Annotated in this window: 19 protein-coding genes and 2 pseudogenes; 11 read left to right on the top strand and 10 right to left on the bottom strand. The window is 32.7% G+C overall.

All coding sequences use genetic code 11. The features are described from left to right. The first annotated feature begins 348 nt into the window (after positions 1-348). Both BVG17_RS10030 and ltrA read left to right on the top strand, forming a co-directional pair. Positions 349-480, top strand: coding sequence for a hypothetical protein (locus BVG17_RS10030; RefSeq protein ID WP_255447030.1), 132 nt, complete (start codon positions 349-351; stop codon positions 478-480). Positions 481-514: 34 nt separating this feature from the next. Then, the gene (gene ltrA, locus BVG17_RS07170; protein ID WP_143688863.1) at positions 515-1,756 is read left to right on the top strand and encodes a group II intron reverse transcriptase/maturase; all 1,242 of its coding nucleotides are present in this window, start codon (positions 515-517) and stop codon (positions 1,754-1,756) included. A 195-nt stretch (positions 1,757-1,951) separates the two neighbouring features. On the opposite strand, the gene BVG17_RS07165 is transcribed toward ltrA, so the two are convergent. The 3 genes from BVG17_RS07165 to BVG17_RS07155 are packed head-to-tail and all read right to left on the bottom strand — an operon-like array spanning position 1,952 to position 4,444. Further along, positions 1,952-2,428 carry a hypothetical protein gene (locus BVG17_RS07165; protein WP_063630979.1) on the bottom strand — a complete coding sequence of 159 codons (477 nt, stop codon included), beginning with the start codon at positions 2,426-2,428 and terminating at the stop codon, positions 1,952-1,954. 54 nt (positions 2,429-2,482) lie between these two features. Continuing rightward, on the bottom strand, positions 2,483-2,938 hold the full coding sequence (locus tag BVG17_RS07160) for a hypothetical protein (RefSeq protein ID WP_143688886.1): 456 nt from the start codon (positions 2,936-2,938) through the stop codon (positions 2,483-2,485). Positions 2,939-2,983: 45 nt separating this feature from the next. Next, entirely contained in the window at positions 2,984-4,444 is a 1,461-nt protein-coding gene (locus BVG17_RS07155) for a magnesium transporter (protein WP_063630981.1), read from the bottom strand. A 745-nt stretch (positions 4,445-5,189) separates the two neighbouring features. Here BVG17_RS07155 and BVG17_RS09760 point away from each other — a divergent pair. Then, the gene (locus BVG17_RS09760; RefSeq protein ID WP_241654203.1) at positions 5,190-7,673 is read left to right on the top strand and encodes a TomO hydrophobic C-terminal domain-containing protein; all 2,484 of its coding nucleotides are present in this window, start codon (positions 5,190-5,192) and stop codon (positions 7,671-7,673) included. Between the two features lie 122 nt (positions 7,674-7,795). Then, a complete protein-coding gene (locus BVG17_RS07130; protein ID WP_063630518.1) occupies positions 7,796-8,662 on the top strand; it encodes an Rpn family recombination-promoting nuclease/putative transposase in 867 nt (288 codons plus the stop codon). 117 nt (positions 8,663-8,779) lie between these two features. On the opposite strand, the pseudogene BVG17_RS07125 reads toward BVG17_RS07130, so the two are convergent. Both BVG17_RS07125 and BVG17_RS07120 read right to left on the bottom strand, forming a co-directional pair. Further along, positions 8,780-9,829: pseudogene (locus BVG17_RS07125) on the bottom strand (IS256 family transposase); the annotation flags it as partial. Between the two features lie 3 nt (positions 9,830-9,832). Then, on the bottom strand, positions 9,833-10,219 hold the full coding sequence (locus BVG17_RS07120; protein WP_063631115.1) for a hypothetical protein: 387 nt from the start codon (positions 10,217-10,219) through the stop codon (positions 9,833-9,835). A gap of 187 nt (positions 10,220-10,406) precedes the next feature. Here BVG17_RS07120 and BVG17_RS07115 point away from each other — a divergent pair, with 187 nt between their 5' ends. From BVG17_RS07115 to BVG17_RS07090, 7 genes and pseudogenes are all read left to right on the top strand, one after another. After that, a complete protein-coding gene (locus BVG17_RS07115) occupies positions 10,407-11,372 on the top strand; it encodes a hypothetical protein (protein ID WP_063631114.1) in 966 nt (321 codons plus the stop codon). Between the two features lie 223 nt (positions 11,373-11,595). Continuing rightward, positions 11,596-11,766, top strand: coding sequence for a helix-turn-helix domain-containing protein (locus BVG17_RS09755; RefSeq protein WP_241654202.1), 171 nt, complete (start codon positions 11,596-11,598; stop codon positions 11,764-11,766). 92 nt (positions 11,767-11,858) lie between these two features. Further along, positions 11,859-12,182 (top strand): hypothetical protein, encoded by a 324-nt coding sequence (locus BVG17_RS09750; protein ID WP_241654201.1) that lies wholly within the window; start codon positions 11,859-11,861, stop codon positions 12,180-12,182. A gap of 24 nt (positions 12,183-12,206) precedes the next feature. Then, on the top strand, positions 12,207-12,374 hold the full coding sequence (locus tag BVG17_RS09745) for a hypothetical protein (RefSeq protein WP_241654200.1): 168 nt from the start codon (positions 12,207-12,209) through the stop codon (positions 12,372-12,374). 286 nt (positions 12,375-12,660) lie between these two features. Continuing rightward, positions 12,661-13,002 (top strand): DNA repair protein RadC, encoded by a 342-nt coding sequence (locus BVG17_RS07100; RefSeq protein ID WP_241654199.1) that lies wholly within the window; start codon positions 12,661-12,663, stop codon positions 13,000-13,002. An 89-nt stretch (positions 13,003-13,091) separates the two neighbouring features. After that, positions 13,092-13,593 (top strand): annotated as a pseudogene (locus BVG17_RS07095) (transposase); the annotation flags it as partial. A gap of 204 nt (positions 13,594-13,797) precedes the next feature. Next, positions 13,798-15,300 (top strand): proton-conducting transporter transmembrane domain-containing protein, encoded by a 1,503-nt coding sequence (locus BVG17_RS07090; protein ID WP_063631113.1) that lies wholly within the window; start codon positions 13,798-13,800, stop codon positions 15,298-15,300. Here BVG17_RS07090 and BVG17_RS07085 read toward each other — a convergent pair. The 5 genes from BVG17_RS07085 to BVG17_RS07065 all read right to left on the bottom strand — a co-directional run bounded on the left by BVG17_RS07085 (position 15,278) and on the right by BVG17_RS07065 (position 18,847). Beyond that, complete coding sequence (locus BVG17_RS07085) at positions 15,278-15,928, bottom strand: VirB8/TrbF family protein (RefSeq protein WP_063631112.1); 651 nt, start codon at positions 15,926-15,928, stop codon at positions 15,278-15,280. The genes BVG17_RS07090 and BVG17_RS07085 overlap by 23 nt on opposite strands. Before the next feature lie 29 nt (positions 15,929-15,957). Beyond that, complete coding sequence (locus BVG17_RS07080) at positions 15,958-16,752, bottom strand: hypothetical protein (protein ID WP_063631111.1); 795 nt, start codon at positions 16,750-16,752, stop codon at positions 15,958-15,960. Positions 16,753-16,788: 36 nt separating this feature from the next. After that, positions 16,789-17,640 (bottom strand): DNA polymerase III subunit delta', encoded by an 852-nt coding sequence (locus BVG17_RS07075; protein ID WP_063631110.1) that lies wholly within the window; start codon positions 17,638-17,640, stop codon positions 16,789-16,791. A 17-nt stretch (positions 17,641-17,657) separates the two neighbouring features. Beyond that, entirely contained in the window at positions 17,658-18,245 is a 588-nt protein-coding gene (locus BVG17_RS07070) for an L-threonylcarbamoyladenylate synthase (RefSeq protein ID WP_063631109.1), read from the bottom strand. 131 nt (positions 18,246-18,376) lie between these two features. Further along, a complete protein-coding gene (locus BVG17_RS07065) occupies positions 18,377-18,847 on the bottom strand; it encodes a hypothetical protein (RefSeq protein ID WP_063631108.1) in 471 nt (156 codons plus the stop codon). Positions 18,848-18,911: the final 64 nt, after the last annotated feature.

The raw sequence follows: 18,911 nt of genomic DNA, 5'->3' as shown, positions 1-18,911 counted from the left end.
TCATGTGTGCCGTAGAAACAAAAGCTACGCAATAGATGAGGGTGGGCCCCTCGGAGCCGGTTTACAAGAGCAGGCTTCAAACAACCATAAGCTGCTTTGGTAAAGAGCCAAGGTAGTGAGCGTTATGGAAAAGGCGCAATTATGCGTCATGTGTGAAACAGAGAGATGAACGTAAGTGAACCATTGAGAAAGTGTCGAAAGGATTTGAAGATGTCAAAACCAGGGACTATGAGTTGACCTGGGAAGAATCTATCGGGAGCTTGTTTACTGGATAGATGGCATCCGGCATAGAGATGGCATGAAGCTGTTTTAGGCTATTGTGTGGAACTACGGGAACCTGTCATTTCGATGATAAGGGAAAAGTTCAAGGAGCTGATCTCTGAGGATGAAAGTACCGATGCGGAAAACAGGGGCGGACCAGCTCGTAGTAGTAAGGAAATTTCTGTAATGGAAATGGAGCGAAGGGGCTGGATTATTTAGTTTTAATTATTTATCAACCGAAAGGGAGGAGTTAATGAATAAAACAAAGTCTTTTGATATACCAAAGCAACTTATTTGGAGAGCTTATAAACAAGTATCGAAAAATAAAGGAGCTGCTGGTGTAGATGATATTTCGATAACAAAGTTTCAAGAGAATCTAAAAGATAATCTGTATAAATTATGGAATCGAATGTCATCCGGAAGTTATTTTCCGGAGTCTGTAAAGACTGTTGCAATACCAAAAGGTACTGAAGGAGGACAAAGAATTTTAGGCATTCCTTCAGTATTTGATAGGATAGCGCAAACAGCCGTTACAATGTATCTTGAACCGTTAGTAGAACCGTATTTTCATAAAGATTCATATGGTTATAGACCAAACAAATCTGCACTGGATGCGGTAGAAACGGCACGAAAAAGATGCTGGTGGTATGACTGGACGATAGATCTTGACATATCAGGATTTTTCGACAATTTGGACCACGAGTTAGCATTGCAAGCTATCAAAAAGTATACAGACTGTAAATGGGTCATACTATACGTTGAAAGGTGGATGAAATCCCCTATACAACTTGCAGATGGCAGTAAGGTAGTTAGGGATAAGGGAGTTCCGCAAGGAGGTTCAGTTAGCCCAATCATTTCAAACATATTTATGCATCATGCATTTGATGAGTGGATGAGACAAAAACACCCAACAATACCATTTGAGAGGTATGTAGATGATGTGATAGTGCACTGCAAAACTAAGAAGCAGGCAGATTTTATGCGAATAGTAATTAAGGAAAGACTGGCACAATTTAAGCTAAGGTTGCATCCTGAAAAGACGCAAATTGTGTACTGTAAGGATGATAGTAGGAAAGGTGAGTTTTCAGCTCAAAGTTTTGATTTTCTAGGATATACGTTTAGACCTAGACTAGCAAAGAACAATAAGCTAACAGTCTCATTTTTACCGGCAATTAGCAATAAAGCCAAGAAAAAGATTACTAAAACGATAAGGTCGTGGAGAATACACCGGATTGTATATACAACACTGGAGGAGATATCGAAGAAGATAGATCCAATAGTCAGAGGCTGGTTTCAGTACTATGGCAGGTTTTATAAATCAGAGATGTATCCATCTCTCAGGAATATAGAGAGATACCTAATAAAATGGGCCAGGACAAAATATAAGAGACTTCGAAAACACGGAAGACTAGCAAGGCAATTTCTAGGAAAAGTGAGAAAGAGGTCTCCAAATATTTTCCATCATTGGACGCTTGGGTTAGGGTCAAAAGGCTAAATAATGGAAGCTGTATAAACCGAGAGGTTTACGTGCAGTTTTGCGAGAGACTGGTGGGGAAGTTCCGCCGGTCTACTCTCCCAAACATCTTTTCAATATTCCCTTTTAAAATACTCAAAAGCTTCTCATTCTAATGAGATTTAATATTAAATAATTGCAAGGCATGTAAAAACAGCCTGCCAGCAAGCTATTTAACTACTGAAATAGATCAGAGTGAGTTGGTGCTTCCCATTCTACGTTATTATGGTCAATTATTGCTGCTTTTAATCCTTCAATTTCTCCCCTTAGGTGATCAAGTTCTTCTGTCCATGTTTTATAATTTTGATTATTATCAATAAATCCATCCTGTGAATTGTTATGAATTAACTGATTCAAATGAGATAAACCTTCGGCTAAGTGTTGGTTCATATCAAGACACTCTCCTCGAAGTTGTGTTATGTTGTTCATAAGTGAGACATTTAAGTCAACAACAAACTTCTCGTTTAAATCGTAGACTAACTTATCCATCACTTGATAGACGTAATGAATTGTTGCAATTTTATTTGCGATGTCCTCAAAGTTTGCAGGTTTAACTTCAACTTCTATATGGTCTATTTTTTTAAAGTTGAAATCGCTCATCTGATTTATTGCTTCAAAGTTATTTTCGCTTTCTTGTTTATTGTTGTTACTCATGTTAGCTCCTATAAAATTTTAAAATTAACTCAGTCATGGCAATGACCTTTTTTATTAAAGCAATCCGTTCTCTTCACCAGCAACACGGAGTAATGGAGGAGCTTCTCCAATCTCTGGTATCTCATCAAGTCTAGCCTGAAGATCTTTAAGTTTATTGTCTATCTCGTTTGTCTTTATGCCTATGTTTTCTATAGTTGATGACAGTGGTGTTACTACGCCATTTGTAATTGCCTCACTTATATCGCCGTTATATTTATTAATACTTTTCATCAGACCATCATAAAAATTTTTAAGATTCTTAACGCTTACCGTGATCGTCGGTATAGCATTAATCTCTTTTTCTTTCATGACCTTGGTTATATCAATCCCATCTGGTAAGCTTCCAGTAATAATCTTCTTTATTTCTGGTATTGCAAAATTTGGTTTATCAAATGTCGGCTGCTTCGAAAGTGGTAATGTACTCTTTAATTCAACTGCTTCACTAGAATATAATTCTGTATTTTTACTCATAATAGTTACCTCCTATAAAAAACTACTTATCTTTATAAATCACTACTATACAAATAACAGTGAGTCATTATTAATGTCTACTATTGTAAAGTCTGGAGCCTGCCCAATTTCTGGCATATCATCTTTGATTTGCTTGAGCATATCCATTAATTCCTTGTGATGTTCATTCTGTTTGTCAAATTTCTCTTGCAATGCATCAATAATAGCATTAGACCGATCTTTATTGTCAAGATTGCCAATCACAGATATGACTTTCTCGTGAGGCAGTTTGTGAATAATATCTTTAAGCTCTTCTGTATCTATGCTATCCAAAAGTTCTTTAAACTGCTCATGAGACATATTATGAGCAAAAGCTTGAAGTTTTTCTGGGTTGTTAGCTAAAGACTTAATAACCATCTGAATCTTATTAGGATCAGTTAACTCTCGAGCTACTATTGCAAGTTTATCGTGGTCTAACTTATTAATTAAATCATGTAATCTATCTTCTTCTAAAGTGTGTACTAGGTTTGGAAGTCGATTTTTTAATGTTTCGTCTAAAATAGTGTTTATAGCTTTCTCAGGTGCATCTTTTATTAATTCTATAAACTGATCATTGCTCATTGTCTTAACAACTTCATGAAACTGATCCATTTTAAGGTGAGGGAAAATTTCTCTTACTTGATCTAGATTTAAGTCTTTTACTAGGTTTGCAAGCTGATCTTTATTTAATAAGGGGGTTATTATTTGTAACTTTCCTGGATCTAGCGTGTGAGCAAAAGTTTGTAATTGGTGATTGGTTAGATGATCTACTAAAACTAGGAATTGTTTATCTGATAAGTTCTCTGCTAGAACCGGTATTTGTTTATCTGATAAGTTCTTTACTAAAGTCTTCAATTTCTCATCACTGATAAGATTGACAAGAATCTCTAACTGATTTTCTGTTAAATTCCTAAGAAAAGTTTTGGAGAACTCTGATGATGTTAGTACACTTTTTGGTATCTTAAGTAATGTCATATCTTCTATCACTTTTGCTGCATAATAATGCGGCATACTGTATTGTAATAACTTATTGTGAGGTGAATCAATTATATTTCCCTCGATATCTGAAAAATAATATTTATCGTTATCAATACCCAATTCCTCCCATGTTAAGTATTTGTACTGCAATTCTTCTGCCAAAAATTGCACATACGCGGTATCATCCTCAGGTACCCATTCTGATGATAGTTTAACTAATCTACCATTGTCATATGCAAACGAATTACTCCTCTCAAGATAACCAGGCACACCAGGGTAAACCATTCGATTTTCTTTTTCTTCTATACACTGCATCACTTTATTCTTAAGAAAATTGCTACACAGTCTTATCGATAACTCTAGTTCATTGTCTTCTTCACTGAGTGGTATAAGCTTGACTTTTTTCATAATAGGACTTTCAATTTGAGACCATTTGGTACCTAGTAGAGGTATGACGCATGAAAACTTTGGTCCGGGCTCCATTTTAAAAATATGTTTTTTCGTATTCATAAACATTACTTAATCAATTTAGTTATATCTATTCTAACATTTATTGATTAATTTATTATTAAAATAATATATAGCAAAACTAATATAACAAACTTTAGACTTTCTGTATAATCTAAAAAAAAGTAGTGAAAGCAATGTTGAAATATATAAAAATGAGCTTAATAATCGGAGAATTTTATCGCTTGATAGAATAGAATCTTAAAAAGCAACTAAATTTTTAATAGAATTAAGGGCTACAGTTCACTACAGTTTCTTAATTTTAGCAAAAGATTAAAATCTAAATAAATTAGAATTTCTAAGAAAGTATTACTAATACTTATACAAAATATTACTCGCAACTTAAATAAAATAACTATTCCCAGTGGTTAAAGTCAAGAAACGTGAGAAATTTTTTCTTTGGTATCCATTGATCTACCATGTGTACCATACGAACTTTTTTATATAGTGATTTCATTATACGCTAAAACTAGCTATATTGGCTCACTTTCGCTAAATTCACATATGAACCAATTTGTTGAGCTGTGTTGCAAAAGTTCCAAGCTTTTATTTTTACAACCCTGCTTTTATTTAAGCTGTTCTCACAAAGGTGAGTACTTTATTTTTGCGATTTTAGGAAAAGTAAATAAACAAAATTTTTGTGGTGCTATAGAATCCAGTGCTTTCTGTAAATTATTATGCTAATAAAATTGATAATTACTAAAATACCTTCTAGAATAACTATAATAATATTGAGTGAGGCATAAAAATGAGTTTCAACGAGCATGTTCAAGGCAACAAACTATCTTTTTGCCATTCTTTGAGCAATAAAAAATTAGAAATTAAGAAATTGGTAAGTTTTTTGCAAGAAAATAGAAACATCACACAACTTTCTCTCAACAATTGTAATATTGGTGAAGAAGAAGCAAAAGCTTTAGCTAATGGTAATCTTACAAACCTTACTTCACTTACTTTATGGGATAAAAATGTTGGTGAAGAAGGAGCAAAAGCTTTAGCTAATGGTAATCTTACAAACCTTACTTCACTTACTTTGTGTCAGAGCAATATTGGTGAAGAAGGAGCAAAAGCTTTAGCTAATGGTAATCTTACAAACCTTACTTCACTTACTTTGTCAATTAACAATATTGGTGATGAAGGAGCAAAAGCTTTAGCTAATGGTAATCTTACAAACCTTACTTCACTTACTTTGTCAATTAACAATATTGGTGAAGAAGGAGCAAAAGCTTTAGCTAATGGTAATCTTACAAACCTTACTTCACTTACTTTATGGGATAACAATATTGGTGAAGAAGGAGCAAAAGCTTTAGCTAATGGTAATCTTACAAACCTTACTTCACTTACTTTATGGGATAAAAATATTGGTGAAGAAGGAGCAAAAGCTTTAGCTAATGGTAATCTTACAAACCTTACTTCACTTACTTTATGGGATAACAATATTGGTGAAGAAGGAGCAAAAGCTTTAGCTAATGGTAATCTTACAAACCTTACTTCACTTACTTTATGGGATAACAATATTGGTGAAGAAGGAGCAAAAGCTTTAGCTAATGGTAATCTTACAAACCTTACTTCACTTACTTTGTCAATTAACAATATTGGTGATGAAGGAGCAAAAGCTTTAGCTAATGGTAATCTTACAAACCTTACTTCACTTACTTTGTCAATTAACAATATTGGTGAAGAAGGAGCAAAAGCTTTAGCTAATGGTAATCTTACAAACCTTACTTCACTTCGTTTGTATAAGAGCAATATTGGTGAAGAAGGAGCAAAAGCTTTAGCTAATGGTAATCTTACAAACCTTACTTCACTTAGTTTGTCAATTAACAATATTGGTGATGAAGGAGCAAAAGCTTTAGCTAATGGTAATCTTACAAACCTTACTTCACTTACTTTGTCAATTAACAATATTGGTGAAGAAGGAGCAAAAGCTTTAGCTAATGGTAATCTTACAAACCTTACTTCACTTCGTTTGTATAAGAGCAATATTGGTGAAGAAGGAGCAAAAGCTTTAGCTAATGGTAATCTTACAAACCTTACTTCACTTAGTTTGTCAAATAACAATATTGGTGAAGAAGGAGCAAAAGCTTTAGCTAATGGTAATCTTACAAACCTTACTTCACTTACTTTATGGGATAAAAATATTGGTGAAGAAGGAGCAAAAGCTTTAGCTAATGGTAATCTTACAAACCTTACTTCACTTACTTTGTGTCAGAGCAATATTGGTGAAGAAGGAGCAAAAGCTTTAGCTAATGGTAATCTTACAAACCTTACTTCACTTACTTTATGGGATAACAATATTGGTGAAGAAGGAGCAAAAGCTTTAGCTAATGGTAATCTTACAAACCTTACTTCACTTACTTTGTCAAATAACAATATTGGTGAAGAAGGAGCAAAAGCTTTAGCTAATGGTAATCTTACAAACCTTACTTCACTTACTTTGTCAATTAACAATATTGGTGAAGAAGGAGCAAAAGCTTTAGCTAATGGTAATCTTACAAACCTTACTTCACTTACTTTGTCAATTAACAATATTGGTGAAGAAGGAGCAAAAGCTTTAGCTAATGGTAATCTTACAAACCTTACTTCACTTACTTTGTCAATTAACAATATTGGTGAAGAAGGAGCAAAAGCTTTAGCTAATGGTAATCTTACAAACCTTACTTCACTTCGTTTGTATAAGAGCAATATTGGTGAAGAAGGAGCAAAAGCTTTAGCTAATGGTAATCTTACAAACCTTACTTCACTTAGTTTGTCAATTAACAATATTGGTGATGAAGGAGCAAAAGCTTTAGCTAATGGTAATCTTACAAACCTTACTTCACTTACTTTATGGGATAAAAATGTTGGTGAAGAAGGAGCAAAAGCGTTCATTAAAGCATTAAATGATAGTAAGTTTCCAAAGCTTATTCAGTTTCTTTTCGATTTTAATAATGTTAGTACCGATGTTAAAGAAATGCTAGATCTTGCGCTTACACATAATGTTGATCATTCTAGACAAGTTAATAAAAATAAGGTATCGGCTATAGCTATAACACTAGCAACGATTGCAATACCTGCTGCACTAATTGCACATTTCGTCTTCCAAGCTAGTTTGTTAGTAACAGGGACAATAGCAGTAATTGGAGCTTGCTGTCTAGTTGCTGCTGCAGCTACATATTGTTTTAATAAGCCTTCAAATTCACTTAAAAACAGTGATGCCGAAGTTGTAACTAATAAAGGACATGCTGTTGCTTAGAGACTGAGAAGTAAATAAAATGGAGTGGCAGTTTTTTAAAGAAGCTATGCCATTCTATAGACGTAAAAAGATTGAATATTTGTGCAGAATAGTGTACAATTGTTAATCTTTCTCTGAATATTATGGCTATTTCTAAATTTCTTGATCCTAGGAATGATTTATGTTTCAAAAAAATTTTTGGAACGGAAAAAAATAAAAACATTCTTATACACTTTTTGAACGATATCTTAGGATTTTCTGGAAGTAATAAAATAAAAGAAATTGAATTTCTCAGTACTATCATGGATCCTGAGATTGCCTCTGATAAACAAAGTATTGTTGATGTCCTTTGCAAAGATTCTATTGGTAATAGATTTGTAATTGAAATGCAGCTAGCTCGTGATAAAGGCTTTGAAAAACGCGCTCAATTATACGCTGCCAAGGCTTATTCAAGGCAATTAGATAAATCTGGAAATTACATTGACTTAAAGAAGGTCTTCTTTATTGCTATTTCTAATTGTAACTTACTTCCTGAAGAAGTTGACTATATTTCTACTCATAATATACGAGATATAAAAACCAATGGACACTACTTAAAAGATTTGCAATTTATCTTCATTGAATTACCTAAATTTGCAAAAAATAAAGTAGAGCTGTTAGAAAGCACAATAGAAAGATGGTGTTTCTTTTTTAAATATGCAGAAGAAACCACAGATGAAGATTTAAAGAAAATAGCAAAGGAATCACCAATAATAAAGCTAGCATATGATGAATTAGATAGGTTTCGCTGGAATGAAAAAGATTTAGTAGCTTATGAAGAGAGAATAATGGATCTACGTAAAGGAGAAGCCATCCTCGCTCAAAAACTTGATGACGCTAGAGAGGAAGGTAAAATTGAAGGGAAAATTGAAGTAGCAAAAGCGATGCTGGCTAATAATGTTGATATTGATACTATTGTCAAATTTACTGATCTTTCCGTAAGTGAGATTAAAGAATTGCAGAAAGTTTAATAATTTATAGATTCTTCTAAGGAAATTATCTTATTTTTTATTGGCAGGCAGTTTGCTTAAACCCGTAAAACTTCTCCAGTTGTGGGAACGTTCAAAAAAGTGTGTCAAGCCGCATTTTTAGTTCAACTCAATTTTCAATCTATCTGGAAAGAAAATATCAAGTTGAGACATAGTTAAAGCCCAATTAGGGAGAGCCATAATCCACTTTTGCTCTACCTTTTTTATAGCACAATATACCTGTTTGTACAAGGCATTTGTACTAGTAAATGAACCCTTAGTTTTAGTAAATTTCCTGATTTGTCTATGCAACCCCTCAATTGGATTAGTGGTATAAATCAGCTTCCTAACTGGCCCAGAATACTTAAAATAACTGGATAAGTTTTCCCAATTGTTCTGCCAGGATTTTATAACTAAAGGATACTTTTCTCCCCATTTTTCTTCCAGCTCAAGCAGATAATTCTCAGCAATTTCTTTACTTGAAGCACGATATATTTTTTTCAGATCATTCATGAAAACTTTTACATCTTTACTGGATACATATTTCAGAGAATTTCTTATTTGATGTACTATACATAGCTGCACTTCTGCACTGGGAAATACACTGTTGATGGCTGCAGGAAAGCTTTTTAGCCCATCTACACATGCAATCAGAATATCTTCTACTCCTCTTTCTTTTAGGTCGTTTAACACTCCTAACCAGAACCTCACTTTCGGCTAAATAAAAGCCTAGTACTTCTTTTCTGCCATTTTGCTAACATATTATACATGCATTTACTTACGCAATCTCCTTGACTTTGAAAAACCATGAATACTATTGAGATTGTAATGGACGACTGCGTCATTCATTGATTAACGGCAGGGTAATATGGGATATTTCTGCTGCAGATATTTTGTATCTCCTCTACATGCGATGCTATGTCCCTATACCCCATGCCACTAGCTTATGTGCTTAAAACCTTTGCTTCAAGTTCTGTTATTTGCCTTTTTTTCACTATCTGTGGTTCAAAACTTCCATCCCTATTCCTTGGCGTTAATAACTCAAATTACCTTCCACTTGTCCGCAAAGTTTCTTCCGTTTCTGCGATTCTTTTCTTCTCTTTCAGTGGATACTATTTCACCTTCCAGACTCGCTTCCAGTAGCCTTTTTACAAACGGTACCCTCTCTCCCCATCAATGGTCTTGTGGAGTATCTATTTCATCTGCATTATAAGAAATTTCCTTATCGCTTTGATTTACTATGTGTATGTTTTTTATTTTTTCTTTGTTTGTTAAAAATTTAGATTTTTGGTAATCATGATTTAGAATTACTTCTAAAATAACAAAAGCATCTTTGTCATTATGCTTTATACTCGTAAATAGTAAACTGTCGCTGTCACTTAATTTAGCTCGAAAATATTTAACATCTCCATCGCCTTTTATTAATTTTATACCTCCCAGGTTTGTATATTTATTTTCCTCTAAATCTTTAATGATTTCATTGAACTTTTTTCCTAAAGGATTTTCATTATCACCTAAATCATGGTCATTAAACTCTTTGTAATAAAATACACCACTCATACTTCTAGGCTCACTTTAATCTTAATAGTTAAATTTCATTCTGAGTTTATTATAACGTCTGTGATATGTCAATTCTATCAATAATTTAACTGTTTCTGTTACCATTTCATATGTGAATTTTATAGCATTAATGTATTGTTAGCATTGTAATGCCAATATAGATGTAGGTTATACTTTTGGTAACAATATGCCTACTTTTAAAGAATGCTTAAAAGGTATAGTAAGTGATGAAAAACTGGAAAATGCTATTACTTTTTTTCAAGGACCCTTGATTGACTTTGTTAATAAGCATAAGAGTCATTATTTTAAACTTCACGTTCTAGAAGGAAAACCTAGGGAATTTTATAATTTTGACCCGTTATGGTGGATTATACCTAATTGGATAAAAAGTAATTATTCATTAAGTAGCCCGTATTTACGTATGTTTGTGGAAGTGTTATCAGACTTTAGTATGTCGAAAGAAAAGGGATATATAAGAGGACTATGTGAGATATTGTGTGACTGGGTGATAAAAAATGATTATTTGCGGAATAGCGTGGCTTTTAGCAAAGTTTTTGCTAATCAACAAAAAAAACTTACAAATGATGAGAAAAAAAAGTTATTAGATATGATTTCTTCTGATGCATCATTTTTTCGACGAGGGAGATGGTATAGAGAAAGGTTATTTTATGAGCGTCATGGTTGCTACCCTAATGATTATGTTTCATGTGAAGACCATAAATGTATTATGGTTCAAGATAGAACGACAGGAAAACATAAAATAAACAGCGCAATACTTAGCAAAAATCTAGATAAAGTAAAACCTGGATACTATGCAACTCTATATTTTACTCGTCTAAATGGTAGTGGACATGCAATGTTAGTAAGGCGAAATAGTGACATTAAAGAAAGCTTTTCACTTTTTGACCCTAATTGTATAGCACTTTTTGATATTACAAAGGAAGAAGTATCTAACTCTGCTGCAGAAATTTTAGAACTACTTTATTTTGATGTTAACTTTGAAGATTTAGGCATTATCGAAAGGAGAAAAGGTATTTCTGAAAGTTTAGCTACGAAAAACAAATCAGTTGCAAAATTTACTGAGAAAGAAGTTCGGGAATTATTGGAAGATTCAAATATTTCTATGCTTACATATAGGAAACTAGAAGGTTAATTTAGAATCCCTCGTTTCATGTAAAGAAAATTCAAAATCAATATAATAATAAATTAAAAAGTTGTATTGTTAAAATTGATTGACTGATAAAAAGAAATAGGATCTTTGCTATTGCCAAAAGTTTTACTTTTAATAACATCCAAAATAAACAAAATCATACTCAAATTGTCTACAATCAGGTATATATGGTTGTTTTCGTGAGTAATCGCTAGCAGCTGTAATGATGGCAAATATCTCGATAAGGTACAAAATAGCGCAAAAAGTAAGGAGCTGGAGGTTAAAGAGAAAATATACTCTAAAAGACTTAGTAGACAAAACAAGCATAAACTACCACACGCTGCTAAGATATGAGCAAGGAACATGTGGTATTCCAACTGAAAAGTTAAAATCCTAGCAGAGTCGTTATCAATCCCTATTAGAAATCTCTTTCCAAGACGAAAAGTACTAAAAGAAAACAGTTGTTTTGACAAAGATAAGGTTCAGGAAATGTATAACTTCATAGAAAGATACAAAAAAACAGGAGGACACAAAGCAATTTATGCATTTGTCCGAACTGAGGAAGAAAGTAATATAAAAGCAGCAAGAATAAAAATTGCAAAGGATCTAGTTAAAGCAGGGCTTGATACTGAGATTATCTATCGAGCAACAGGCTTATCAATTGAAGAATATGCTGATAAAGAGAGATACGAGCCAAACAGAGGACAAGAGATAAAAAAGTGGAAGAAGGCTATACGCAAAGCAAAAAAGCTTAATGTAGGACCCTCGCAGGTACATCATTATGAACAAGACTATTTTGAGTATGGGAAATAGCAAGAAGTGGATGTTGAAGATCTGATGAAGAAATATGAAGAAGATCATTATGAAGATGGTGAAGGAGAAAATGAGTTATTAAGTTTGGCTAGAAAATATAGAAAAATTGACAATCAAGAATCACGAGATGAGCTGGATACATGGGTAGAATTTTTATTGCAAAGAAAGCAAATTTACAAAGAAAAGATTTAGAAAACAGAGGAAATGAAAGTTGCAAATAATTTACTTCAGTAGGTTTTTCTACTGATGCTATTTCTAAAATAATTGATTAATAACAATTTTTTTTACATGAAGAATTAATCTTTCAATTAGATAAATAAGCATCTATTAACATCTTAATTTTTTAATGAAAAAATAAGTAAAAAAGATTGAGAAATTGATTTGACTTCACTCGGAAGCTATGGCTCTATGCCAAGACTGCTAAAAAAGTAGCAGTAAACATTTAAAAACAATTTGTTATTAACGAGGAGTATATTTTATGAATAATAGTGAAAAACTTACAGAAGAAATAGAGAGAGTACTACAAAGCGGAGGAGGAAGTGCTTTATTTGATCGTGAGATAGTGTCAGTGCTTCTAGGAGCAGTTCATGACAGAAAGCAAGCACAAGATGTTACTAAAACTCTAATGGATAACTGCCCAGGAATAGGAGAAATTTTGGGACGAGAAATCGATGATCTGAAAATGATAGAAGGAATGACCGAACATGCAGCTACAGCAATTGAATGTGTTAAAGAAGCTTATAAAAGAGCACTCAGAGAAGGATTAAAGAGAGGCCCTGTAATGGATAGCCAAGAAAAGCTGATAGAGTATGTAGGGTAAACATAGGCTTTTCAGCAAAAGAAGCTGTCCTGATAATATACTTGGATAAACAGAACCGTCTGATAAGAGATGAAGTGTATTTTGGTACAAATGACCTAAAAGAAAGAGGAGTAGAGGATGGATGTATTAAAAAGTTTTCCTGCAGCTATAAATAGCTAAAGCAGAAATGTATAGTGTATCAGATAAAAAATTTACTGAAATATGTATCCAGCAAAAACTTTCATGAGTGATCTGAAGAAAGTATACCAGGCTTCAAGCAGAGAAATTGCTGAAAATTATTTACTTGAGCTGATGGAGCGAAAAATATCCTTTGGTCATAAAATCGTGGCAAAACAATTGGGAAAATTTATTTTAAGTATTCTGGTCCTGTTAGAAAGCTAATTTATACCACCAATCCAATTGAGGGATTGCATAGGCAAATCAGGAAATTTACCAAGACCAAGGGAGCATTCACTAGCATAAATGCCTTGTACAAGTTGGTATATTGTGCTATAAGGAAGGTGGAGGAAAAGTGGACAATGCCTGTACATATTAACTATATCTCAGCTTGACATTTTCTTTCCCCACAGATTGAAAATTGAGTTGAACTAAAAATTCGCTTTGACACACTTTTTTGAACATTCTCCTTTATTAATTAATATATAAAATAGTTTTTTCTTATTTCCTTTCTTCCTTACGCCACTTCTTCTTAACTTGATGCGTATGGTTTATTTAACACTTCCGATATACAACTAAAAAATAGCAAATTCTCTATAACTTGAATATAATTCTAGCTTTACCTAAACAGAAAATTTAATGGACTATATCTTAATGTATCTTTCCTTACCATTCTCAATTACTGAGAATTACTTATTAATTACTGCGTTGATTCCGCTTTTAAGTGCTTTTGTTATCTTTTTTACTGGTAAATGGCCAGGAGTGAACAATAGTATTACTGTCATTTCTTCTGTACTTCTGTTTACGTATACGTGTCTGTGCACTTTATATTGGGTATATGGTGATCATTCTCAATTTATTCTCATGGATTTTGGTAATAATTTGCACATCAGTTTAAAGCTAGAGTCTACCGGATTAATATTCAGTTTATTAATATCATTTTTATGGGTGCTGACCAGTATATATACAATATGTTATATGCAGAATAACTATGCTGATAGCAATCACTCAAGTTTTCTATGCTTTTTTTCAATATCAATTAGCTGTGCAATGTTTATTGCTTTTTCTGGAGATTTGCTCACTATATTTGTCTTTTATGAGCTTCTAACTATTAGTACATACCCTCTTGTTACTTACAACTCAACAAATGAGTCAGTGGTTGCAGGGCGCTATTACTTTGGTGTGCTGTTTTTCTCTTCTTTGGTATTATTTTTTCCCGCAATAGGCCTCTTATATAATGAATTTCATACTTTAGATTTTGTAAGTGGTGGAATATTCAAATTTGATACTTCACTCATAACTTTTATTGCAGTGTGTTTTGCTATGCTAATTTATGGGATAGGAAAAGCTGCGTTAATGCCGATGCATTTTTGGTTACCAAAAGCAATGGTTGCACCAACTCCTGTAAGCGCACTACTACATGCCGTTGCTGTTGTGAAATCCGGAGTTTTCATCATCATAAAAGTCATATTATACACCTTTGGCGTCGATACCATGCAACGTTTTGTGCAGCAAAATTGGTTTGCTGGAGGATGGCTTCCGTACGCTGCTGGATTTACTATTATTACTGCATCGTTAATTGCATTAAAGCAAAAGGAATTAAAGAAATTGCTTGCTTATTCTACTATCTCTCAGTTGTCATATATTATATTGTTTGCTTCAATTTTTAGTGAACTCAGTATGAGGGTTGCAATTTTTCAATTAGTTTGCCATGCGTTTGCAAAAATTACTTTATTTTTTGTTGCAGGTAGCATAATAACAAAAACGGGTGAAAAATATATAGATAGAATTCACGGTATAGGACGTAGTATGCCAATTAGCATGACAGCATTTACCATAGGTGCATTATCCATGATAGGAGTACCTCCTGCTCCGACCTTTTGGAGCAAATTTCTCATCTTTCAAGCTGTTTTTAACTCTAGTAATGTAACACTTTCTATATTTGTAGCTCTGGTGTTAATTGTCAGTACTATACTCAACGCTCTATACTTCTCACCGATAATTTACAATGCTTTTTTCTTAAAACCTTCTAGAAATTATTTTATTAAAAAGACACCAATCCTTCTAGTTTTACCTCCAGTTCTTACTGCTGCGTGTACTGTAATTATTTTTTCAGTAATCATCTATACTTATAATTATTAACAATAAATTTAAATGGTACTGTTCCAGCTAGAGTTGCTTTTATATTTGACAAAGTGAAGCTAACTTCCACAGCATAATCTTTCGTTTTCTTATTTTGCTCAGCTGTAAAAATTACAGTAGCGTTTCCAGCAAATGTAACTAAGTTCTTGGTCAACCGGTCAATAGATAATGTTGTTACGTTTATGTTGGTAATTTTTCTTGTGGATGAAACAGCTTCATCGTTTACTTTTTCCTGAAAGTCTTGATAGATTTTATATATAGAATTGTTTTTTATAAAATTTTCTTGATACTTTGATTCAACGATCTGAGAGGACTCGTATGCTTCAACGTATTGACTTACCAAGTACCTTGCTATGGAAGTGTATTCATCTTCTTTTTCACTAAAACTAAGTTTATGTATTGTAGAAAACTCATCTTCTGTGTGGTTCGTGTACTTCACAAAATTTAAATCTTTTTTAACAGGAAGTAATAGGTATATGTTTAGTAATGATAAAAATAAACATACTAAGAGAAGTAACGCTATTAACGCCATCCAAGATCTTTCTACAACGCAGAACAGGTATCTGTGGCAATACCATTCTACTGCTTTCCTGAAATAACTTTTGTTTTTTACTGATTCAACTTCCATAACCTAATTATAATAACTCTAAAAAAACTTTAAAATATGTCTAAATTTTCCAAAATAGGATGAATGATTATATCACCTTGTTCTGCAATAAGGTGAAATTTATCAATTTTCTTCACATCTAAATTTATCATTTTTACACTGAAGCTTTCAGGATCATAAGTATTACTTTCTGCACTTTTGTGATAATTATAGTAGTGTAATTTATTTTGATCATCAAAATAACCAAATTCATCAGCAAGGGTTCCCACTTTTCTGCCTTTACCGTCTCTGACTAGCTCAAATAGATCAATTACATGGTTTTCAGATCCAGGCTCAATAAGACCTTCTACAGCAAAAAATTTAGGTGCATGACCAACATACTCCTTAAATTTTAGATTATTAGTCTTTTTTACACTACCAAAATCCACGAATTTATATTCATCTGAAAGATCAGAATATTGTGGATCATACTTTTTATATTCAAAAAACTCATTACCTAAAAAATTACAAAACGTTAGTTTATAGTCATCATGATTGAGTTTAATAACTTTAAGATAATGAAAATCTCTAGGAATCTTTACTTCCTCTTTCGTAATATGATTACGTACAACAAGCTCACTACTGAGCATATAATAGCCAATTTTTGGCAAAGTAGCTATATTGATTGCCTTGTTTAGCTGAAAATTTGCCTCATAGATGCCACTTGATAGCTCCTTCCCTTTTTCTAAAGTGACGTCTTGATCTAAAGATGTATTCTTGATTAAACTCAATTCTTTCTGCATGTTCAGTACAGTGTTTGTTAAAACTTCTATTGATTGCCATACAGTTAATTTATTATCATTCAAGTTATATACTTTCAGTATTAAATTAGCAGAATTTTATCATAAATTTATGTAAAAAGTATTACATTTTTGTGTCATGATGTTAACTATATTAGCTAAAACATGCTTTTTATCTAAGCGAAATTGCTTTGCAGCAACGAAAAGCTCATCTATTTCTTTCCATTGACTTAGTAGAATTTCAACATTATTTACTTCTTTCTTTATACTTTCTAAAATAAAGGTTTGAATTATATGCGATGCTAGTTCTAACTCAATTTCACTATTAATTATTTTGTGAATTATATCGGAATTATTTAGGTTATAGAAAAGTGTATAAAAATGTTTGTGTGACTCATAAGCACCACTGTTTATTGCATCTATTATTATTCCCGGAGTTCCAGGAAATAAAGTAATGATTTCACTAAATATTTTATCGTCAAATTTACATTGAGATGAAACAATTTGCTTTGTTTCATCGTAAGTTAATGGAAGTAAATTTAGCTGAAAACACCTACACCTAATAGTGACTTGTACATCATATGGCTTATGGCTAATTACAAATATTTTAGAATTTTTTGGCGGCTCCTCTAATATCTTTAATATTGCATTTTTAGCATTGCTAGTCATTGCCTCCAAGCTATCTATTATAGCTATCTTATATTCTGATTGAATGGGGCTTAGGTACAGAAAATTTTTCATTTCTCTCACCTTTTCCACTCCTATTGTATCACCTTCAACAATGTGTAAGTCTAATGCTACTTCATCGTAATTTTTGATAAGAAACCAATTAGAAAAGGATTGTGCAAGTGTTGCTTTTCCTATGCCTTTTTTACCACAGATCAGCCAAGATTGAACAGACAAGTTGTTCATTATCTTTTTTTTTGCTTGGGTATGGCCTATCACTTTTCTCATTCTTTCCCCTATAGATCTTAGTTTAAAAATGCGTTATTTATTGTTTGTAATGAAATTTTGCCTTTCCTTAAAACCTTAATCTTATCTCCAGTTAAGTCAATAATAGTAGATTCTATACCAGAAACTAATTCATTATCTTCAATTACTGCAGATAAGTGTTGCTTAATAGACTGAGGTATATCTCTTGCTTTGCATACACTTTTTTCTCCTGAAATGTTAATACTGGTTGCAACTACTGGAGTTTTCAGTTCATTTAATATTGAAATCGCAATAGGATGATCAGGAATTCTTATGCCTATACTATCTTTAAAGAACTCATTTGGTAATATACTGTTATCTTGAAGTGGTAAAATATAGGTCATTGGTCCAGGAGAAAAATAGTTTATTAAATAGATATACTCTTCCTTTACCTTTGCTATATTTATCAAACTATCAATATTACTAACAAATACAGAAAGCGGCTTGTTTTGAGAACGCTTTTTTATTCGATATATTTTTTCTATAGATTCGTTACCTAGCGCATTACAAGAAAGAGCATATACTGTCTCTGTTGGAAAGCATGCTAACAAATTATTTTTTATTGCATTTATTACTTCAAATACCATATAGCTAAAACTTATGTCTACAATAGACCTGATTATCTCGCTATATGATAGCAATCAAAATACCGAAATGGCCAGTGTTACATACTTACAGTCAATTTTATCAGCAACTGCTCGTTTTTACAACAAATCCGCTACAACCCGAACTCTTCATTAACTTTATCGACTATCGTCTGTGGTGGATCATCTCCCCATCCTGAATATAAAATCTCTCCATAATCTGCAACATCTATAGAGCCAGTTCTACTTTTTGCCAGAAACATTTCTCTTTTATCTTTATCAACTAATACATAGTGCCAAGCTGATCTTCCTCGATCTTTACCACGAACTAGATATATGAGATCTGATCTACTTCTTCTTGTTGCATCAGCAAAGGATCTTTCATTGATAGTTCTGCTTTTACTCTTTATGCCGCCACTTTCAGAAAAAGCTTCCTTGGCTTCAGCTTTTTTGTTTGCCAATTCAGAAATTTTTCCTTTTGCTCCTAGTGCATGTTCTTTGGTATTTTGAGATGAATACTTACTGGAAAAACCTCCTCTTGTCTCATTAGAAGTCCTATTTGTAAAACGCTTAGTAAATGAGTTATCGTTATCATTTTCTGCCATAAAAGTCTCCAAATTTTAGATTGTAGAATCCAAATTTTTACTACACCCTATCATAGGTTAGTTA

Origin of the sequence: Wolbachia endosymbiont of Laodelphax striatellus (genome assembly GCF_007115015.1) — a bacterium.
Lineage (GTDB): Bacteria > Pseudomonadota > Alphaproteobacteria > Rickettsiales > Anaplasmataceae > Wolbachia.
This window is presented reverse-complemented; position numbering and strand designations above follow the sequence as displayed.

Coding starts and splice junctions, on each gene's coding strand:
- BVG17_RS07085 (WP_063631112.1), bottom strand. CDS start 15,928: ATGGAAGTTGAATCAGTAAAAAACAAAAGTTATTTCAGGAAAGCAGTA.
- BVG17_RS07130 (WP_063630518.1), top strand. CDS start 7,796: ATGGCTATTTCTAAATTTCTTGATCCTAGGAATGATTTATGTTTCAAA.
- BVG17_RS07070 (WP_063631109.1), bottom strand. CDS start 18,245: ATGGTATTTGAAGTAATAAATGCAATAAAAAATAATTTGTTAGCATGC.
- ltrA (WP_143688863.1), top strand. CDS start 515: ATGAATAAAACAAAGTCTTTTGATATACCAAAGCAACTTATTTGGAGA.
- BVG17_RS07115 (WP_063631114.1), top strand. CDS start 10,407: ATGCCTACTTTTAAAGAATGCTTAAAAGGTATAGTAAGTGATGAAAAA.
- BVG17_RS09755 (WP_241654202.1), top strand. CDS start 11,596: ATGGCAAATATCTCGATAAGGTACAAAATAGCGCAAAAAGTAAGGAGC.
- BVG17_RS09745 (WP_241654200.1), top strand. CDS start 12,207: ATGAAGAAATATGAAGAAGATCATTATGAAGATGGTGAAGGAGAAAAT.
- BVG17_RS07155 (WP_063630981.1), bottom strand. CDS start 4,444: ATGAATACGAAAAAACATATTTTTAAAATGGAGCCCGGACCAAAGTTT.
- BVG17_RS07065 (WP_063631108.1), bottom strand. CDS start 18,847: ATGGCAGAAAATGATAACGATAACTCATTTACTAAGCGTTTTACAAAT.
- BVG17_RS07120 (WP_063631115.1), bottom strand. CDS start 10,219: ATGAGTGGTGTATTTTATTACAAAGAGTTTAATGACCATGATTTAGGT.
- BVG17_RS07090 (WP_063631113.1), top strand. CDS start 13,798: ATGGACTATATCTTAATGTATCTTTCCTTACCATTCTCAATTACTGAG.
- BVG17_RS09760 (WP_241654203.1), top strand. CDS start 5,190: ATGAGTTTCAACGAGCATGTTCAAGGCAACAAACTATCTTTTTGCCAT.
- BVG17_RS09750 (WP_241654201.1), top strand. CDS start 11,859: ATGTATAACTTCATAGAAAGATACAAAAAAACAGGAGGACACAAAGCA.
- BVG17_RS07165 (WP_063630979.1), bottom strand. CDS start 2,428: ATGAGTAACAACAATAAACAAGAAAGCGAAAATAACTTTGAAGCAATA.
- BVG17_RS07160 (WP_143688886.1), bottom strand. CDS start 2,938: ATGAGTAAAAATACAGAATTATATTCTAGTGAAGCAGTTGAATTAAAG.
- BVG17_RS07075 (WP_063631110.1), bottom strand. CDS start 17,640: ATGAGAAAAGTGATAGGCCATACCCAAGCAAAAAAAAAGATAATGAAC.
- BVG17_RS10030 (WP_255447030.1), top strand. CDS start 349: ATGATAAGGGAAAAGTTCAAGGAGCTGATCTCTGAGGATGAAAGTACC.
- BVG17_RS07100 (WP_241654199.1), top strand. CDS start 12,661: ATGAATAATAGTGAAAAACTTACAGAAGAAATAGAGAGAGTACTACAA.